General features: G+C 35.3%; 15 protein-coding genes. 10 read left to right on the plus strand and 5 right to left on the minus strand.

All coding sequences use genetic code 11. The features are described 5' to 3' along the window. The first annotated feature begins 859 nt into the window (after positions 1–859). From BW983_RS24540 to BW983_RS18095, 3 genes are all read left to right on the plus strand, one after another. Positions 860–2,548 carry a M23 family metallopeptidase gene (locus BW983_RS24540; protein WP_076553277.1) on the plus strand — a complete coding sequence of 563 codons (1,689 nt, stop codon included), beginning with the start codon at positions 860–862 and terminating at the stop codon, positions 2,546–2,548. Between the two features lie 60 nt (positions 2,549–2,608). After that, positions 2,609–3,901: a flexirubin biosynthesis putative acyl-CoA ligase FlxY gene (locus BW983_RS18090; protein ID WP_076553278.1), complete on the plus strand. Its 1,293-nt coding sequence runs from the start codon at positions 2,609–2,611 to the stop codon at positions 3,899–3,901. Positions 3,902–3,978: 77 nt separating this feature from the next. Next, positions 3,979–4,584 carry a hypothetical protein gene (locus BW983_RS18095; RefSeq protein ID WP_076553279.1) on the plus strand — a complete coding sequence of 202 codons (606 nt, stop codon included), beginning with the start codon at positions 3,979–3,981 and terminating at the stop codon, positions 4,582–4,584. A gap of 33 nt (positions 4,585–4,617) precedes the next feature. Here BW983_RS18095 and BW983_RS18100 read toward each other — a convergent pair whose 3' ends face one another. Further along, entirely contained in the window at positions 4,618–5,874 is a 1,257-nt protein-coding gene (locus BW983_RS18100) for an NAD(P)/FAD-dependent oxidoreductase (protein WP_076553280.1), read from the minus strand. Between the two features lie 98 nt (positions 5,875–5,972). Here BW983_RS18100 and BW983_RS18105 point away from each other — a divergent pair, with 98 nt between their 5' ends. The 7 genes from BW983_RS18105 (at position 5,973) to BW983_RS18135 (ending at position 14,275) form a co-directional block, all read left to right on the plus strand. Next, the gene (locus BW983_RS18105; protein ID WP_076553281.1) at positions 5,973–7,493 is read left to right on the plus strand and encodes a flexirubin biosynthesis tyrosine ammonia-lyase FlxA; all 1,521 of its coding nucleotides are present in this window, start codon (positions 5,973–5,975) and stop codon (positions 7,491–7,493) included. 78 nt (positions 7,494–7,571) lie between these two features. Beyond that, the gene (gene fabG, locus BW983_RS18110) at positions 7,572–8,303 is read left to right on the plus strand and encodes a flexirubin biosynthesis SDR family reductase FlxB (RefSeq protein ID WP_076553282.1); all 732 of its coding nucleotides are present in this window, start codon (positions 7,572–7,574) and stop codon (positions 8,301–8,303) included. 108 nt (positions 8,304–8,411) lie between these two features. Then, the gene (locus BW983_RS18115) at positions 8,412–9,632 is read left to right on the plus strand and encodes a beta-ketoacyl-[acyl-carrier-protein] synthase family protein (protein WP_076553283.1); all 1,221 of its coding nucleotides are present in this window, start codon (positions 8,412–8,414) and stop codon (positions 9,630–9,632) included. A 4-nt stretch (positions 9,633–9,636) separates the two neighbouring features. Further along, the gene (locus BW983_RS18120) at positions 9,637–9,891 is read left to right on the plus strand and encodes an acyl carrier protein (protein ID WP_076553284.1); all 255 of its coding nucleotides are present in this window, start codon (positions 9,637–9,639) and stop codon (positions 9,889–9,891) included. 104 nt (positions 9,892–9,995) lie between these two features. Further along, positions 9,996–10,880, plus strand: a complete 885-nt coding sequence (locus tag BW983_RS18125) for an LpxL/LpxP family acyltransferase (protein WP_065396465.1) — start codon at positions 9,996–9,998, stop codon at positions 10,878–10,880. 176 nt (positions 10,881–11,056) lie between these two features. Beyond that, positions 11,057–12,574, plus strand: a complete 1,518-nt coding sequence (locus BW983_RS18130; RefSeq protein WP_076553285.1) for a phytoene desaturase family protein — start codon at positions 11,057–11,059, stop codon at positions 12,572–12,574. Positions 12,575–12,583: 9 nt separating this feature from the next. After that, a complete protein-coding gene (locus BW983_RS18135) occupies positions 12,584–14,275 on the plus strand; it encodes a C45 family autoproteolytic acyltransferase/hydolase (protein WP_084184575.1) in 1,692 nt (563 codons plus the stop codon). Positions 14,276–14,280: 5 nt separating this feature from the next. On the opposite strand, the gene BW983_RS18140 is transcribed toward BW983_RS18135, so the two are convergent. From BW983_RS18140 to BW983_RS18155, 4 genes are read right to left on the minus strand one after another with little or no spacing between them, the layout of a single operon-like run. Continuing rightward, a complete protein-coding gene (locus tag BW983_RS18140; RefSeq protein ID WP_076553286.1) occupies positions 14,281–15,453 on the minus strand; it encodes a DUF2062 domain-containing protein in 1,173 nt (390 codons plus the stop codon). A 4-nt stretch (positions 15,454–15,457) separates the two neighbouring features. Beyond that, positions 15,458–15,934, minus strand: a complete 477-nt coding sequence (locus tag BW983_RS18145; RefSeq protein ID WP_076553287.1) for a hypothetical protein — start codon at positions 15,932–15,934, stop codon at positions 15,458–15,460. Continuing rightward, positions 15,931–16,311: an ApeI family dehydratase gene (locus BW983_RS18150; protein WP_084184577.1), complete on the minus strand. Its 381-nt coding sequence runs from the start codon at positions 16,309–16,311 to the stop codon at positions 15,931–15,933. The genes BW983_RS18145 and BW983_RS18150 overlap by 4 nt, the downstream gene beginning before the upstream one ends. Before the next feature lie 4 nt (positions 16,312–16,315). Further along, a complete protein-coding gene (locus BW983_RS18155) occupies positions 16,316–16,915 on the minus strand; it encodes an outer membrane beta-barrel protein (RefSeq protein ID WP_076553288.1) in 600 nt (199 codons plus the stop codon). Between the last annotated feature and the right edge of the window lie 3 nt (positions 16,916–16,918).

The following is a 16,918-nucleotide window of genomic DNA, read 5'->3' on the forward strand; positions in this document are numbered from 1 at the left end:
AAAAATCTTCTATTTCTGTTGATCTATATGGACCTTGTACGTATAAAAGGTCCAGGGTTTTTGCATCTACGTACACCCGAAATCCTTTTCCGTAAATATCATCCAGTAGGCTTATAATGATAATGTCTTTACAGTGTTATCCCTTAGCTCCTCATTTTCACTATACGTGGAAGATATTATTGATAAAGTAGGGTCTTTTAAAAGTTCCTTTACTTTTTTTAAGGCTTCTGATTCTTTCTTTTATTTATCTGTCATAGTTTTATAGTGTTTTCGGAAAATATAAAAGCTACCCGAAAGTGATTGTAAATTATTCAAAGTCGCTAAGTAGTGGCATATCCGGCCATCTTCCTGCTTCGTATTCCTCAATATAGTATTCATTAGATCTACTGGTTCCGAATATTATAATTTTTCCTGTTTTATTTTCTACCAAAAAAGGAGCATTACCCAACAAGGTATTGTCATCATCATTTCTTGTTTCATTAAATTTTCTTGTATTGTAAAAAAATATAATCCCATAAGGCTTTTTAATGGCTTCGTTATCTAAAATGACAAGATCATATTTTGTACTTCTTTTTTTAACGTAATGAGTTGCAATTTCTATTATTTCTTGTTCTGTTAATATAATTTATTTGTTGTACTGGTTTAAATATGTTTAAAGATTTGAAAATACATAAAATCATGGCTTTATCCAAAACTTAAATTATAATCTCTCGCAAATCATACAGATTTCGCAGATTGATCCATCATTATCTGTAAAAATCTGTGTTATCTGTGGGAAAAATAAAATCTACTAAAGGACAATAGCACGATCATTGCTTGAAATCTCGTATATTTAAGTAGAACTAAACCCAAATGCTGTATGAAAACCCTTCCCAAATTGATGGTTGCTTTTTGTTTGATCACAACAATCATTATACACGCCCAAAATAACTATCCCCAAAACTATTTCCGTAATCCACTGAATATTCCCATGCAGCTGGCTGCCAATTTCGGGGCGGTAAGAACAAATCATTTCCATATGGGATTAGATCTGAGGACGAATAGTCAGGAAAACCTATCTGTACTGGCTGCAGCAGAAGGTTATGTAAGCAGGGTAAAAGTAGAAAGATATGGTTTTGGAAACGCGATATATATCACCCATCCCAATGGCTACACAACGGTTTACGCTCATCTGAACAAATATTACGATAAGCTCGATGAATATGTAAAAGAGAAGCAGTACAAAGACGAAAAATGGGAACAGGATATTACTTTTCAAGCGGGACAGTTTCCAGTTACAAAAGGACAACTTATTGCTTTGAGTGGAAATACGGGAGGTTCTGCTGGTCCGCACTTACATTTTGAGATAAGAGATACTAAAACGGAGGAGTGTCTTAATCCGTTGCTTTTCGGTTTTGCTATTCCGGATTCTGTGGCTCCTATTATCAGTGGATTGTATTGGTATGATCGCAGGTTTAGTACTTATGAACCCGGAGCTAATGGAATTACTGTTAAAAAAGTTGGAAATACTTATACAGCAGATGTAGTAAAAGTGAATTCTCCAATGATAAGCTTTGGGATAAAAGCAGTGGATAAGGCTAATCAGGGCTTCAATCTTGGTATTTATAAAGCTGAATTATTGATGGATGGGAAATTAATATATGGCTTTAGTATTGATAAAGTGAGCTATGATGATACCCGCTATCTGAATGGTTGTATAGACTATACCAAATTTATCAGGGACAAAACGGCAATCCAGCATTTATCTACCTTGCCAGGAATGAAACTACAAAATTACAGTAATGCTAATATGTCGGGAATCATTAATCTTCAGGATCAGGATATTCATACCATTGAAATCATTCTTAAAGATGTAAAAGGAAATACAAGCCGTTTAACAACCAAAGTTCAGCTTAATACAGCTGGAGAGAAAATTTCACAGACAGCAAAAACCGGTCTTCCCAATGAAGGAAAAACAATTACCACTGAAAATGCTGAAATTAATTTGAGCAAAAATGCTTTGTATGATGCGGTAAATTTTAATATGTATGAGAAATCTGACGGTGATGCCAATGTAGTTTCCAATGCCATTGTGTTAAATAGCCCATACATACCTGTTCATGATAACTATACTTTGAAAATAAAACCGAATAGGAAATTAACCAAAGAAGAAAAGGATAAAGTGGTGATGTCTCTTAATTATGGAAGTGATACGAATGTGATAAAGGCAAAATGGAATGGCGATCAGGCAGAAGGACAATTCAACAGACTAGGAACGGTGAAACTTATATTAGATAATAGTTTACCTTCAGTTTCTCCGGGATGGAAAGAAGGAGCAGCTATAAACAGTAGCATTCTTCGTTTGAAAGGAATTTCAAAAGTTGGAGATATTGTAGAATTCCGTGCAGAACTGGATGGAAAGTGGCTTAGATTTGCTCGTGCAAAAGATGATTTTATCTATACTTTTGATGAAAAATGTCCTAAAGGTTCCGGCTCACATACTTTAAAAGTTGTTACGACTAATACAGCAGGTAATACCAATACACAAACATTTACCTTCCAAAGATAAACAAGGGTTTATGAACCAACTTTTAATTTAATTAAATAAATTTGCTCAAAATTAAAATCATTGGAATTTCATCCGTTCATCGAAAAATCAAGTACTCAGGAAATAAAAAGGTTTCAGGAAGATAAACTTCAGAAGCTTTTGGCTTATCTTGAGGAGAATTCACCTTTTTACACAAAACTGTTTAGGGAAAATAATATCAATATTGCGGAAATTCAAACTTTAGAAGATCTGCAGAAGATTCCTACAACCACAAAGAATGATTTACAGCAGTACAATCATGATTTTTTCTGTATTACTCCGGATAAGATTGTAGATTATAGCACGACTTCAGGAACTTTGGGAGATCCTGTGACTTTCGGTTTGTCTGATAATGACCTTGAAAGACTTGCCTATAATGAAGCAATATCATTTGCCTGTGCAGGAATCCAGAAAGGAGATGTTGTACAGATGATCACAACCATCGATAAACGTTTCATGGCAGGACTTGCTTACTTTTTAGGATTAAGAAAAATGGGTGCAAGTGTTGTCAGAATGGGACCTGGAATTCCGGAATTGCAATGGGATTCTATTTTCAGATATAAACCTAAATACCTGATTACTGTTCCTTCTTTTCTGTTAAAGATGATCGATTATGCTGAAAAACATGGTTTGGACTATAAAAATTCAAGTGTTTATGGCGCAGTATGTATCGGAGAAAGTATCAAAAATCAGGATTTTACAGATAATATTCTTTCACAGAAGATCAAAGAAAAGTGGAACATTAAACTCTTTTCTACGTATGCATCTACTGAGATGAGTACTGCCTTTACAGAATGTGAATTTCAGATTGGAGGACATCATCACCCGGAATTGATCATTACAGAAATATTGGATGATGAGGGAAATGTAGTGAAGGAAGGAGAAAGCGGAGAACTTACCATTACAACTTTGGGTGTGGAAGCTATTCCTTTATTAAGATTTAAAACAGGTGATATTGTAAAAGCTCATTACGAACCATGTCAATGCGGAAGAAATACGATGAGGTTAGGACCTGTGATTGGAAGAAAGCAGCAGATGATTAAATATAAGGGAACAACGTTGTATCCGCCGGCAATGAATGATATTCTGAACGATTTTAATAATATTCTGTGTTATCAGATCGTAATTCAGGCTAATGAGATCGGGTTGGATGAAATTATCATCAAATTAAGTATTGAAGCCGAAAACGAGAATTTTGTAAATGAAGTAAGAGATCATTTCCGAGCAAAATTGAGAGTAAGCCCGAAAATTGAAGTTATTGACTTTGATATTCTGTCCAAAACGGTCTTCAATCCAAACAGCAGAAAGCCTATTACCTTTATAGATCTACGATAAGAATAATTTTCAATAAAAGTATTATAACTCTACTTTTTATGATACCTTTAAACGCTTAAAAATAAAACTAATAAACAATGAAAAAATTATTATTGCTGGTGTTTTTCGTAATGATGACAACAGTTTTCGCACAGGACAAAATGAAAATTACAGCGGGTAATTTACTTGTATTAAAAGATCAGCCCGAAGTAAATGTTGAGGTCAAATTTGAGAACGTATTATTTATGAAAGAGAATATTACGGAAGTTCAATATCTTGAAAACAGAAAAAAACAGGTTCTGGAAAACCCTAAAAGAGGCGAGGAGGCATGGACAAAATGGATCGGGCAATGGGAAATCTATAAAAGAGAATATGTAGATTATTTCGCAAAAGGACTGAATAAAACGTATAAAGACATTTCATTCAAAAAAGATCCTTCTGCAAAATATACCCTGTTGGTAGAAACAGCATGGGTTTTTCCGGGATGGCATGCAGGACTTACAGCAATGACTGCTGAAATAACGGGTAAAATAAAACTGATTGAAACGAATAATCCTTCTAAGGTTTTAGTGGAAGTAGAACTAAACAAATTCGATAAATTCGTAAAGAATGATGAATTTGTAATGGAGTATGGAAGAATTGCCGCAGCTTATGAATCTGCCGGAAGATATCTGGGAAGAGAAATTAAAAAGTCTTTAAAATAAAACAAAAACGGTCTGAAAATTCAGACCGTTTTTTTATTGTTGATTTTGCTGTTCCTGTTTTTCAAGTTTGATCAGGTTCGCAAGATTCTTAATCACAGTATCGTGCTTTTTCACAAAAGGATTGTCCTTATTCCACACATATCCTGCTAAAACCGCACATATCTTTTTCTTTACATCCGGATTTTCAGGTTGGTGGAAGAATAGCTCCTGAAGATTTCCGGTATACCATTCCTTTACATAAGTGGTGAAAACATCTACACCATATAAAATATAATCAGTATACTCTTTCTGCCAATCAATTGTTTCGCCATTAAGCTGTCTTAAAGCAAGTTTTGCTGCAAGCATTCCGGATTCGGTAGCAAATGCCATCCCTGAGGAAAAAACCGGATCAAGGAACTCTGATGCATTCCCTGTTAAAGCAAATCCATCTCCGAATAAACTCTTCACTGAGCATGAATAATCTTTAAGATGTCTTGGCTCAAAAAGGAACTCTACATCTCCGAAACGTTTTACATAATAATCAGAAAGAGAAATAGCCTTTCTTAAAGCTTCAGCCGGATCTCCATTTTCAGATAATTGATCAATATAATCAGTAGGTCCTACGATACCTATACTTGTATTTCCATTAGAAAAAGGAATTACCCAAAGCCAAACTTCTGTTTCAATGATGTCAAAAGAAATCAATGTTCCCTCTTCCCCAGGTTCTCTGTTAATATCATTCACATGAGAGAAAATTGCAGAGTGAGGAGATAATTTTGAAGGTTTTTCAAGGTCCAGCAAACGGGGAAGTACTCTTCCGTATCCACTGGAATCAATAACGAATTTTGCATGGATTTCTTTAGTTTCTCCATCCTTATTCTTTACCGTTGTTATAGAATCAGTTCCGTCAAATTTAATATCAATAACTTCTGTCTCAAATTCCAGATCGATCCCTTTATTAATGACTTCCTGAGCAAGAGTGTTATCAAAATCAGCTCTCGGAACCTGCCAGGTCCAATCCCAGCCTTCTCCAAATTTGTTACTGAAATCAAAAATGCAGACTTCATCACCACGAAGGAAACGAGCTCCAAGCTTTTTTTCAAAGCCCATTTTGTCTAGTGCAGGGAATAATCCGGCTTCGTCAAAGTGATCCATTACCCTTGGAATTAAGCTTTCACCGACTACCAATCTTGGGAATTTTGTCTTTTCGACCACTTTTACGTTGACGTTGTTCTTCTTTAAGTATGAAGAAGACACGCATCCGGAAGGTCCAGCCCCGATTACAAGAACGTCAACAAATTCTTTGCTCATCTTTGATTTTTTATTTTAATAATAACTTTTATCTTTGCCGCAAAATTAGTGACAATTAATTAATATTTTACAAAATTATCAACTATTACTTTTAATTGATGAAAATAACCAACTTTTTAGAACTGAAAGACTTTCAAAAAATTATTATTGAAAATGAGAAAATAGAACTGGATCAATCACTTTTATCAAGAGTGAATACAAGTTTTCAGTTTTTAAAAGAATTTTCTAAAAACAAAGTAATATATGGTGTGAACACTGGTTTTGGACCGATGGCTCAATTTAAGATCAGTGATGAAGACACACACCAGCTACAATATAACCTGATCAGAAGCCACTCTTCAGGAATCGGGAACCCTTTGCCAGCTCAGGAAGTTAAGGCATGTATGTTGGCAAGAATGAATACCTTATCATTAGGAAATTCAGGAGTACATGAATCCGTTATTTATCTTCTTCAGGAATTGATCAACAGAGATATCACCCCATTGATTTTTGAGCATGGAGGAGTAGGAGCAAGTGGTGACCTTGTACAATTGGCTCACCTTGCTTTAGTTTTGATCGGAGAAGGAGAAGTATTTTATAAAGGAGAAAGAAAATCCACAAAAGAAGTTTTCGAAATCGAAGGATTAGAACCAATTCAGGTTGAGATCCGCGAAGGTCTTGCTTTAATGAATGGTACTTCGGTAATGTCAGGAATCGGAATAGTGAATGCTTATAAAGCAAATCAATTAACAGATATTTCCATCAGACTTTCATGTGCGATCAACGAAATTGTTCAGGCATATGATGATCATTTATCCGCTGCTTTGAACGGAACCAAAAGACATTACGGTCAGCAGAAAGTGGCAGAAAGAATGCGTGCCCATTTAGCAGATAGTAAACTGATCAGAAAAAGAGAAGATCACCTTTATACTCACTTTGAAGAACAGGAAAAAGTATTCAAGGAAAAAGTACAGGAATATTATTCATTAAGATGTGTACCGCAGATCTTAGGACCAGTGTTAGATACATTGGAATACACAGAAAAAGTTCTTGAAAACGAAATTAACTCTGCCAATGATAACCCAATTATCAATGTAGAAGACCAACATGTTTACCATGGCGGAAATTTCCACGGAGACTATATCTCTTTGGAAATGGATAAGCTTAAAATTGTAGTAACAAAACTAACCATGCTTGCAGAAAGACAGTTGAACTATCTTTTAAATGCTAAAATCAACGAAATTTTGCCTCCTTTTGTAAATTTAGGTAAATTAGGTTTCAATTTCGGAATGCAGGGTGTACAGTTTACAGCAACTTCCACTACAGCAGAAAGCCAGATGCTGTCAAATCCTATGTACGTTCACAGTATCCCGAATAATAACGATAATCAGGATATCGTGAGTATGGGAACCAATGCAGCCGTAATCTGTAGAAAAGTAATAGAAAATGCTTTTGAAGTATTGGCAATTGAAGCCATTACAATTATCCAGGCAATTGAATACCTAGGTTTCCAGGATAAAGTTTCTTCATCCACAAAAGAGCTGTATGATGAGATCAGAAAAATAATTCCTGCATTCTCAGATGATATGGTAATGTACCCTTATCTGGAAGAAGTAAAGAAATATTTAAAGGCAATGTAATTATTCATCAGAATAAATTGTCTATTAAAAGAAAAACAAGGTAACTTAAAAAAACTAAAACGAAATAAACACTAACGCATGAAATGTGCAATTATAACAGGAGGCTCAAGAGGAATCGGAAGGGCGATCTGTATAAAACTGGCTGAAGAAAAGAATTACCATATACTGATTAACTACACTTCAAATGAAGCCGCAGCAAAAGAAACTTTGGCTAAAGTAGAAGAACTTGGCGCTACAGGAGAAATCCTTAAATTTGATGTAGGAAATACTGAAGAAGTTCAGAATGTATTAACAGCTTGGCAGGGAAATAATCCTACAGCTGTGGTAGAAGTGATTGTAAACAACGCCGGAATTACCAAAGATGGTCTGTTTATGTGGATGCCAAAAGAAGACTGGAGCAGCGTTATCAATACAAGCTTAGACGGATTTTTCAATGTAACGAATTTCTTTATTCAGAAATTACTTCGCAACAAATACGGAAGAATTATCAATATGGTTTCAGTATCCGGAGTAAAAGGAACTGCCGGGCAGACAAATTATTCCGCTGCAAAAGGAGCCTTGGTAGGAGCTACAAAAGCCCTTGCTCAAGAAGTCGCAAAAAGAAATATTACAGTAAATGCTGTTGCACCAGGGTTTATCAAAACAGATATGACCCAGGAAATGAATGAAGATGAGCTTAAAGCAATGATTCCAGCCAACAGATTCGGAGAAGCTGAAGAAGTAGCTGATCTTGTAGCGTTTTTAGCATCGAAAAAATCTTCATACATTACAGGCGAAGTGATTAATATTAACGGCGGAATTTACTCATAAAATAATTTAACAATATACCAATGTACCAGTGTACAATATAAATTGAATCTCAATAAAATATATTGTTACATCGTTAAACTGATACATTGTTAAACTCAATATAAACAAATGGAAAACAGGGTTGTGATTACCGGAATGGGGATTTATTCCTGCATTGGGACCTCTTTAGAAGAAGTCAGGGAATCTCTATACCAAGGAAAATCCGGTATTGTTTTAGATCAGGAGAGAAAAGAATTCGGGTTTAGATCTGGGCTTACAGGCGTTGTACCAAAACCGGATCTCAAAAACCTTCTGAATAGACGTCAGCGCATCAGCATGGGAGAAGAAAGTGAATATGCTTATCTTGCCACAATTGATGCCTTGAAACAAGCCAATCTTGATGAAACATTTTTAGACACCCATGAAGTTGGGATTCTATACGGAAACGATAGTGTTTCTCAGGCAGTGGTAGAATCTATAGACATTGCAAGAGAAAAGAAAGATACTACATTAATGGGGTCCGGTGCGATCTTTAAATCAATGAACTCAACTGTAACGATGAACCTTTCCACGATCTTTAAGCTGAGAGGAATCAATCTTACAATCAGTGCAGCCTGTGCAAGCGGTTCACATTCCTTAGGACTTGCTTATATGATGATCAAAAACGGTTTTCAGGATATGATTATCTGTGGTGGGGCTCAGGAAACCAACAAATATTCCATGGCAAGTTTTGATGGATTGGGAGTTTTCTCCGCAAGAGAAGACGAACCTACCAAAGCTTCAAGACCTTTCGATGCAGGAAGAGACGGCTTGATTCCAAGTGGAGGAGCAGCAAGCTTAGTTGTTGAAAGCTTAGAATCGGCACAAAGAAGAGGTGCTCCAATCATTGCTGAAATTATAGGATATGGTTTCTCATCCAACGGCGGACATATTTCAACCCCGAATGTTGACGGACCAGCCCTTGCAATGGACAGAGCTTTGAAACAATCAGGATTGAAAGCTTCAGACATTGATTATATTAATGCTCATGCTACTTCTACCCCTATTGGTGATGCGAACGAAGCAAAAGCTATTTATGAAATCTTCGGAAGCGAAGTTCCAGTAAGTTCTACCAAATCCATGACAGGACACGAGTGTTGGATGGCAGGCGCAAGTGAAGTTATCTACTCAATTCTGATGATGCAGAACGATTTTGTAGCTCCGAATATTAACTTGGATAATCCTGATAATGAGGCTCAAAAGATAAATTTAGTCTCCAAAACAAAAAATCAAAAAATTGATGTATTTTTGTCGAATTCTTTTGGGTTTGGGGGAACCAATTCTGCACTAATAGTTAAAAAATTTGATTAAAAACATGGAAAGGGAAAAAATAGTTGCTATTGTTAATGATTTTCTTGTCAACGAATTTGAAGTTGATGGAGACGAAATCAGTAATGATGCCAACCTTAAAAATACATTAGGCTTAGACAGCTTAGACTATATCGATATGGTAGTGGTGATTGAATCTAATTTCGGAGTGAAATTAGGAGAAGCCGATTTCAAAAAAATGGTGACATTTGCTGACTTCTACTCAACGATTGAAAACAAGATTGCTGAAAAAAACGCATAGTTATAAGTAATCTATACTCCTTAAAATGTACCAATGTAACCATATTAGAGTGTACTCAGAGATAGGGTTACATTGGTATACTGTTATAATGGTAAACTCTATTTATGAACAAGTGGAAAGGTAAATCTAAAGGAACCGTATCAGGATACAGAATATTCGTTTGGTGTATTAGAAATATCGGAATCAGGAGTTCATATTTTATCCTGTATTTTGTTGCTTCTTACTTTGTTCTGTTTCAGAAAAAAAGCAATCGATACATTCTTTATTATTTCCAGAAAAGACTGAACTACGGATATTGGAAGGCAAAGCGTTCCATTTTTAAAAGCTACTTTACTTTCGGGAAAGTTCTGATTGATAAAACCGCTATTTCTGCCGGTTTACGAGAAAAATATACCTATGAATTTGACGGGATTGAAAACCTCAGAAACCTTTTAGCAGCAAAAAAAGGCGGAGTTTTGATCAGTGCCCACATCGGTAACTTTGAAATTGCAGAACATTTCTTTGCAGACATCGATTTTGATTGTCAGATCAACTTGGTAACTACAGATCAGGAGGTGACGGTAATCAAGGAATATTTAGAAAGTGTTTCCGTAAAGAAAAGTAATATCAAATTCATTTATGTAAAAGAAGATCTGTCACATATCTTTGAGATCAATCAGGCTTTGTCAAATAATGAACTGATATGTTTTACAGGTGATCGTTATTTTGAGGGATCAAAATATCTTGAAGCAGATCTGTTGGGGAAAAGTGCCAAATTTCCGGCAGGACCATTCCTTATTGCTTCCCGATTAGGTGTTCCGGTAGTTTACGTTTATGTAATGAAAGAAGATAACCTTCATTATCACTTATATGCAAGAGTAGCTCAGAATATCAAAAACAGAGATTCACAGGGACTTTTACAGTCTTATGTAGATAATCTTGAGACCATGGTGAAAAAATATCCGCTTCAATGGTTTAATTATTTTGATTTTTGGGATGATGTTGATTAATTTTTCTATTTTTATTCCCTAAAAACTAATAAAAACTCAAAACTATTGAGATTTTTGAAAATTTGAGATCATGAATTTGTATTGTCTGAATAAGACTTTTCCGTCTTTTAAGTACAAAATAACTCTGAATTCCCTAATTTCTCAATCTCTTTTTAACTTATAAAGCACGTTCTCCTTTGAAGAAAGAATATGACATACTTGTAATCGGTAGCGGATTGGGAGGTCTTGTTTCAGCTCTTATTTTGGCGAAAGAAGGTCTGAAAGTCTGTATATTGGAAAAAAACAATCAGTATGGCGGAAATCTACAGACTTTTTCAAGGGATAAACTCATCTTTGATACCGGGGTTCATTATCTGGGAGGACTTTCAAAAGGACAAAACTTAAACCGCTTTTTTTCTTATCTGGAAATCATGGACGAACTTGAACTTCAGAAAATGGATGAAGATGGGTTCGATAGAATTTCTTTCGGAGAAAATAGCATAGAATATCCACACGCACAAGGATATGAAAATTTTGTAGAGCAGCTTACCAAATATTTTCCTGATGAAAAAGAAAATCTTGAAAACTACTGTGAAGAGATTCAATATGTGTGCAGCCAGTTTCCAAGATATAACGTCGTAGGGAAAGATCATTATAATGAAGAAATCCTACACTTAAATACCAAGAGATTTATAGAATCGGTTACGCAGAACAAAATCCTTCAATCCGTTTTATTAGGCTCTAATTTTCTATACGCTGGCGATTCGGAAAATGTTCCTTTTTACGTGCATGCATTAACGGTAAACTCCTATATTCAAAGCGCCTACAAATGTGTGAAAGGAGGAAGCCAGATTTCAAAATTATTGATTCGAAAGCTTCGTCAATATGGAGCAGAGGTCCACAAACATTCTGAAGTTTCTGAATTTATCTTTAATGAAAATAATAGCTTAGCTTCGGTAAAAACAGTTTCCGGAAAGGAATATTTTGCAAAACAGTTTATTTCAAATATTGAAATTCGTTCTACTATTAAACTTATTGGTGAGGAAAGGTTGAAAAAGTCTTTTCTGAACAGGGTTTTAAGCTGGCAGCCGGTTTCATCCTGCTTTAGTGTCTACCTGGTGTTAAAACCTCACAGCTTTCCGAATTTTAATTATAATATTTATCATTACTCATCCGAAGAGCAGGTTTGGAATGCATTCCGTTATAAAAAAGAAACCTGGCCTGAAACGTACATGCTTTCATCCACGCCATCAAAACAATATCCAGACTTTGCAGAAAGCATGACTGCAATTTCCTATATGGATTTCGATGAGGTGAAACAATGGGAAAATACATTCAATACAGTTGCCAATGAACATGAAAGAGGCAAATTGTATGAAAAATTTAAGCTGGAGAAGACAGAAAAGATGATTGAAGCCCTGGAAAAAAGAATACCTAACCTTAGGCATGCTATTAAAAGGATCCATACCTCTTCACCGTTGTCTTATCGTGATTATATCGGAGGCTTTGAAGGAAATATGTACGGTTACATGAAAAATTCGGATAACCCTCTTAAAACAATGGTTTCTCCCCGTACAAAGATTGACAATCTGTTTCTCACAGGTCAGTCTGTGAATATGCACGGAATTTTAGGGGTTACCATTGGAGCTTTTAATACCTGTGCTGAAATTATAGGAAAAGAAACTATTGATAACCATTTGAGGAATATATTTTAATAACCCGAAGTGAAAAAAACTAATACTATTTACCTGTCTCTACAAAGACTTTTTCTCTGCACTTTTTTTCTCTTTATCCTTCATTCATGTGGGGTTTCAAAATCTGTACACCATATTCCGGAAGTTAAACAATATGCTCTGGAAATTCCCCAAGTATACAAGATCAATGATTCTACTTACAGCTATAACCAGAATTATCTTACTAAAAATAAACAACAGCTTTGGGAGCTTTATATCAAAGGAAATCCTCTTCAATTAGGATATAATAACGGTGCGCTTACCCAAAAGCTGATGCAGGAACAGGAAGAGATCTTTTTCTCTAAAGTGGAAGGATTTGTACCGTCAAAGTTTAAGCAGAACCTTTTAAGCAGCTTTTTAAAGTGGTACAACAGAAAAATGTATCTCAACGTAAGAGAAGATTATCAGGCAGAATTATATGGCTTATCACAATATTCATCAGATAAATATGACTTTATTGCTTCTAAATATCTAAGGAACCTTTATTTACATGGCGCTCATGACATCGGGCATGCTTTGCAGGATCTAGCAATGGTGGGCTGTACCTCACTTGCCGTTTGGAATGAGAATACAGAAGACGGAGATCTGCTGATTGGAAGAAACTTTGACTTTTATGTAGGAGATGATTTCTCAAGAAATAAACTGGTGGAATTTGTACAACCCGAGGACGGAATACCCTATATGTCTGTAAGCTGGGCAGGAATGATCGGCGTAGTCTCCGGGATGAATAAAGAAGGAATCACCGTAACAATCAATGCCGGAAAATCAAAAATTCCTTTAACAGCTAAAACCCCTATTTCATTGGTCACGAGAGAAATTCTACAATATTCCAGAACCATTGATGAGGCAATTGCTATTGCGAAAAAAAGAAGTGTTTTTGTTTCAGAATCTATCCTCGTAGGAAGTGCCAATGATAAAAATGCCGTGATCATTGAAGTTTCACCTAAAAATTTCGGAGTGTACAAAGCTCAGAATACGAGTAAAGTATTTTGCACCAATCATTTTCAGTCGGATGCTTATAAAGATGATGTGAAAAATCAGAAACACATTAAAGAAAGTCATTCCGCATACCGTTATGAAAAACTTCAGGAACTTTTACAGGAAGAGAAAAAGTTGAATCCGGAGAAAATGGCTGCTATTTTAAGAGATAGATCAGGCTTAAAAGATGAAAGTATCGGTTTCGGAAATGAAAAGGCTTTAAATCAGCTGTTAGCTCACCATGCGATTATATTTTCACCTCAGAAAAGATTGGTCTGGGTTTCCTCCAATCCCTATCAATTGGGAGAATTTGTATGCTATGATCTCAATGAAATATTTTCAGAGAAAGGTTTACAACATAATGATTTTTCAAAATCCCAACTGAATATTGCCAAAGATCCTTTTACCGATTCACAGGACTTCAAAAACTATGAAGAATACAGAAAGGTAACCTTAAAGATCAATGATGCTATTGTCAATAAAGAAATGCTTACAGATAGTTTCCTTACTCATTATCAATCTTTAAATCCTGATTTTTGGAAAGTGTATTTTTTAGCCGGGAAATATTATTATCATCGAAAGGAGTTTTCAAAAGCCAAAATCCAATTTGAAAAAGCACTTACTAAAGAAATAACCACCGTTCCGGATCAAAAGACAATTGAAAAGTATCTGACTAAGACAAATAAAAAGATAATTAGATTATAATTCTTTTAATTATTCTCCGGATTCAGTTTATTCAGAAAAAGAAAAGTAGTTATTCCAGCTAAAGCAGATAATGTTGTACTTAGGATAAAACTTCCGATTACATATTGAAGCAGATTGTTTTTGATCAGTTCAAAATTTAAATCCTGACTGAGAATATTGCTGTCTCCCTGAACAAATGGCGATCCCAGAAAAAGAGATGCTGCAATGATAAAAGGAATAAAAGGAGGTAAACTCACATTGGATGCTACAAAGGCAAGTACTTTATTCAGTTTAAAAAGAACAGATAAACTGATCACAAGTAAAGTCTGAAATCCCCAAAAAGGAGAAAGTCCTATAAATACTCCCAACGCAATGGAAAAAGCCTTTATACGGTTACTTCCGTCACTTTCCAGCACATCTTCCTTGATGAACTTTTTAAAGCTTTTTTTTTTGAAATTATTCACAAAGTTTCTCGGAATAATGTAGAAGAGGGTAATGGTTACCAGAATTGTATTCAGAATACTGATTCTGGTAAAATCTTTGAACGGTCTGAAATGAGACACACGCTCAGCAGGATCATACAGAACTTTTATAGGGACATTTTTTACAGGGATATGTCTCCATGCTGTTCTTACAATGATCTCAATCTCAAATTCAAATTTTGGAGTAAAATATTTCTTTGGAATTTTGTGTAAAGGATAAAGTCTGTAACCGGATTGAGTATCTTCAAGCTTGATTCCTGTTTCAAACCAAAACCAGAAATTAGAAAAACGATTTCCAAAACTGCTTTTCTTAGGAATACCATCCTGAGACATATTTCTGTTTCCGATTAATAAAACATCATCATTTTCCTCCAGAAGAGCATTTACAAAAACAGGAATGTCATCCGGATAATGTTGCCCGTCAGAATCAATAGTGATGGCATAATCATATCCGAGTTCCTTTGCCTTTCTGAAGCCTGTTTTAAGCCCGTTTCCTTTCCCTTTATTCTCAGGTATAGTAATAACACTGATCTGAGGATATTGTGTAAGAATTTGCGGGGTAGAATCTGTAGATCCGTCATTGACCACAATAATACTTTCGGTATAGCTCAAAACACCGTCGATGACCCTCTTCAGGGTTTTCTCGTTATTGTAAGTCGGAATTAAAATGCAGATTTTCTTTTCAGAGATTGCATTTTGTACTTCAGCAAGGAACATGGTTTTATTTTAAAGTGGCTCTTTCAGCCTCGGTAATAGTTTTAGACTGCATTGCAAACCTTTTGATGTAATTTTTTAAGGTTGCATTTTGTTTGCTGTAATGAGTCAGAAGAAATGCTTTATCATCTTTTAAACTTCCTCTGTAACCCACAATTTTAGGAATGTTTTCCTGAACACTTAGCCTGATCAATCTCAGTTCGGCGTTATTGGGATTACTTTTGATAATGCTCTCAAGGTTTGTAGCACCAGTTTTTACAAGGGCTTTTCTGTTTCCTTTTGAGATTTTAGCTTCCATTATTTTGGCAGCTGCTTTATATCCTGAAGTCACAGCATCAGAACTGGATTGCTTTTCCGCAACTTCAATGAAATTTGCCGTATTGGCATTAGACTCGTTGGCTTTGGCATAGCTGTTTCTTAATGACTCAAGATCAGACTGAAAGAAAAAAATGAATGCCGCTACGAATGATAGAATAAGTTTCATGATGGGATTTTTTTATAGCTTACAGACAATTTCAATGCAATAGTCTCGCCAAAGGATGTCACATTTTTTACTTTAACATCTTCTTCATTTTCAGTGATATCCAATTGTAGTTTCAGATCCGGAGTTTCAAAAGGATTGATGATTGCCATGAACTTTACATTCGATGCTGTTTTTAAAAATAATTTTGAACTTGTAAACTCTTCCGTCAGTTCTTTAATGATCTGCATCATACAAACTCCGGGAGTCACAGGATTTCCAGGAAAATGTCCCTTAAAAATATCATGATCTTTATTAAGATGAATATTTGCCGTAAAATTTCCGTTTTCAGCCTTTTCGTATGATGTTAACGTATAAAAATCTGTAAGAATGGTTTGCATGATCTTATTTTTTAAGATTAAATGTATAATAAACTCCAAGCTGGAATGTTACATTGGTATGGTCATTATTAATATGTACAAAACCTTTTTTAATTCGGGCTTCTACACCAATGTTTTTAGTAATGTCATAGCCTGTACCGAATAACAATCCAAGATCGGCATCTGTAGGAGAGTCAATATCCTTATGGTCAGTTAAAAGTTCCAAAGTCGGACCAAAATGAATATTAAATTTATCAAAGTAAAATTTATTTACTACCGCTGCTCCTACATAAGACAGAGTGACTGTTTTAGAAGCTACTGTAGATTTTTGGCTCTCAAATTTTGCCCCCTGACGTGTATAATAAATTTCCGGCTGTAGAGCATAGAATTTTGCAAATCGGATGTTTGCCTGGAAACCTACATAAAAATCAACCTTTGATTTGATATCAAATGCGTTGCTTCCATAGTGATATCCCTGATTGTCATTATAATAAAAGTAATCTTGTACAGGTCCGTTAGATACGTGTGAAATATTAGCGCCTACTCTGATTCCCGGATTAAAAGTTACCTGTGCAAAAAACAACGTTGATAGTAATGCAAAAAGTAGGAAATATATCTTCTTCATGTG

This window comes from Chryseobacterium ureilyticum (assembly GCF_900156735.1).
Lineage (GTDB): Bacteria > Bacteroidota > Bacteroidia > Flavobacteriales > Weeksellaceae > Chryseobacterium > Chryseobacterium ureilyticum.

Excerpts from the sequence above, each read along its gene's own strand:
- BW983_RS18150 (WP_084184577.1), bottom strand. The coding sequence starts at position 16,311 with ATGCAAACCATTCTTACAGATTTTTATACGTTAACATCATACGAAAAG.
- BW983_RS18140 (WP_076553286.1), bottom strand. The coding sequence starts at position 15,453 with ATGTTCCTTGCTGAAGTACAAAATGCAATCTCTGAAAAGAAAATCTGC.
- BW983_RS18155 (WP_076553288.1), bottom strand. The coding sequence starts at position 16,915 with ATGAAGAAGATATATTTCCTACTTTTTGCATTACTATCAACGTTGTTT.
- fabG (WP_076553282.1), top strand. The coding sequence starts at position 7,572 with ATGAAATGTGCAATTATAACAGGAGGCTCAAGAGGAATCGGAAGGGCG.
- BW983_RS18105 (WP_076553281.1), top strand. The coding sequence starts at position 5,973 with ATGAAAATAACCAACTTTTTAGAACTGAAAGACTTTCAAAAAATTATT.
- BW983_RS18100 (WP_076553280.1), bottom strand. The coding sequence starts at position 5,874 with ATGAGCAAAGAATTTGTTGACGTTCTTGTAATCGGGGCTGGACCTTCC.
- BW983_RS18125 (WP_065396465.1), top strand. The coding sequence starts at position 9,996 with ATGAACAAGTGGAAAGGTAAATCTAAAGGAACCGTATCAGGATACAGA.
- BW983_RS18145 (WP_076553287.1), bottom strand. The coding sequence starts at position 15,934 with ATGAAACTTATTCTATCATTCGTAGCGGCATTCATTTTTTTCTTTCAG.
- BW983_RS18120 (WP_076553284.1), top strand. The coding sequence starts at position 9,637 with ATGGAAAGGGAAAAAATAGTTGCTATTGTTAATGATTTTCTTGTCAAC.
- BW983_RS18115 (WP_076553283.1), top strand. The coding sequence starts at position 8,412 with ATGGAAAACAGGGTTGTGATTACCGGAATGGGGATTTATTCCTGCATT.
- BW983_RS18095 (WP_076553279.1), top strand. The coding sequence starts at position 3,979 with ATGAAAAAATTATTATTGCTGGTGTTTTTCGTAATGATGACAACAGTT.
- BW983_RS24540 (WP_076553277.1), top strand. The coding sequence starts at position 860 with ATGAAAACCCTTCCCAAATTGATGGTTGCTTTTTGTTTGATCACAACA.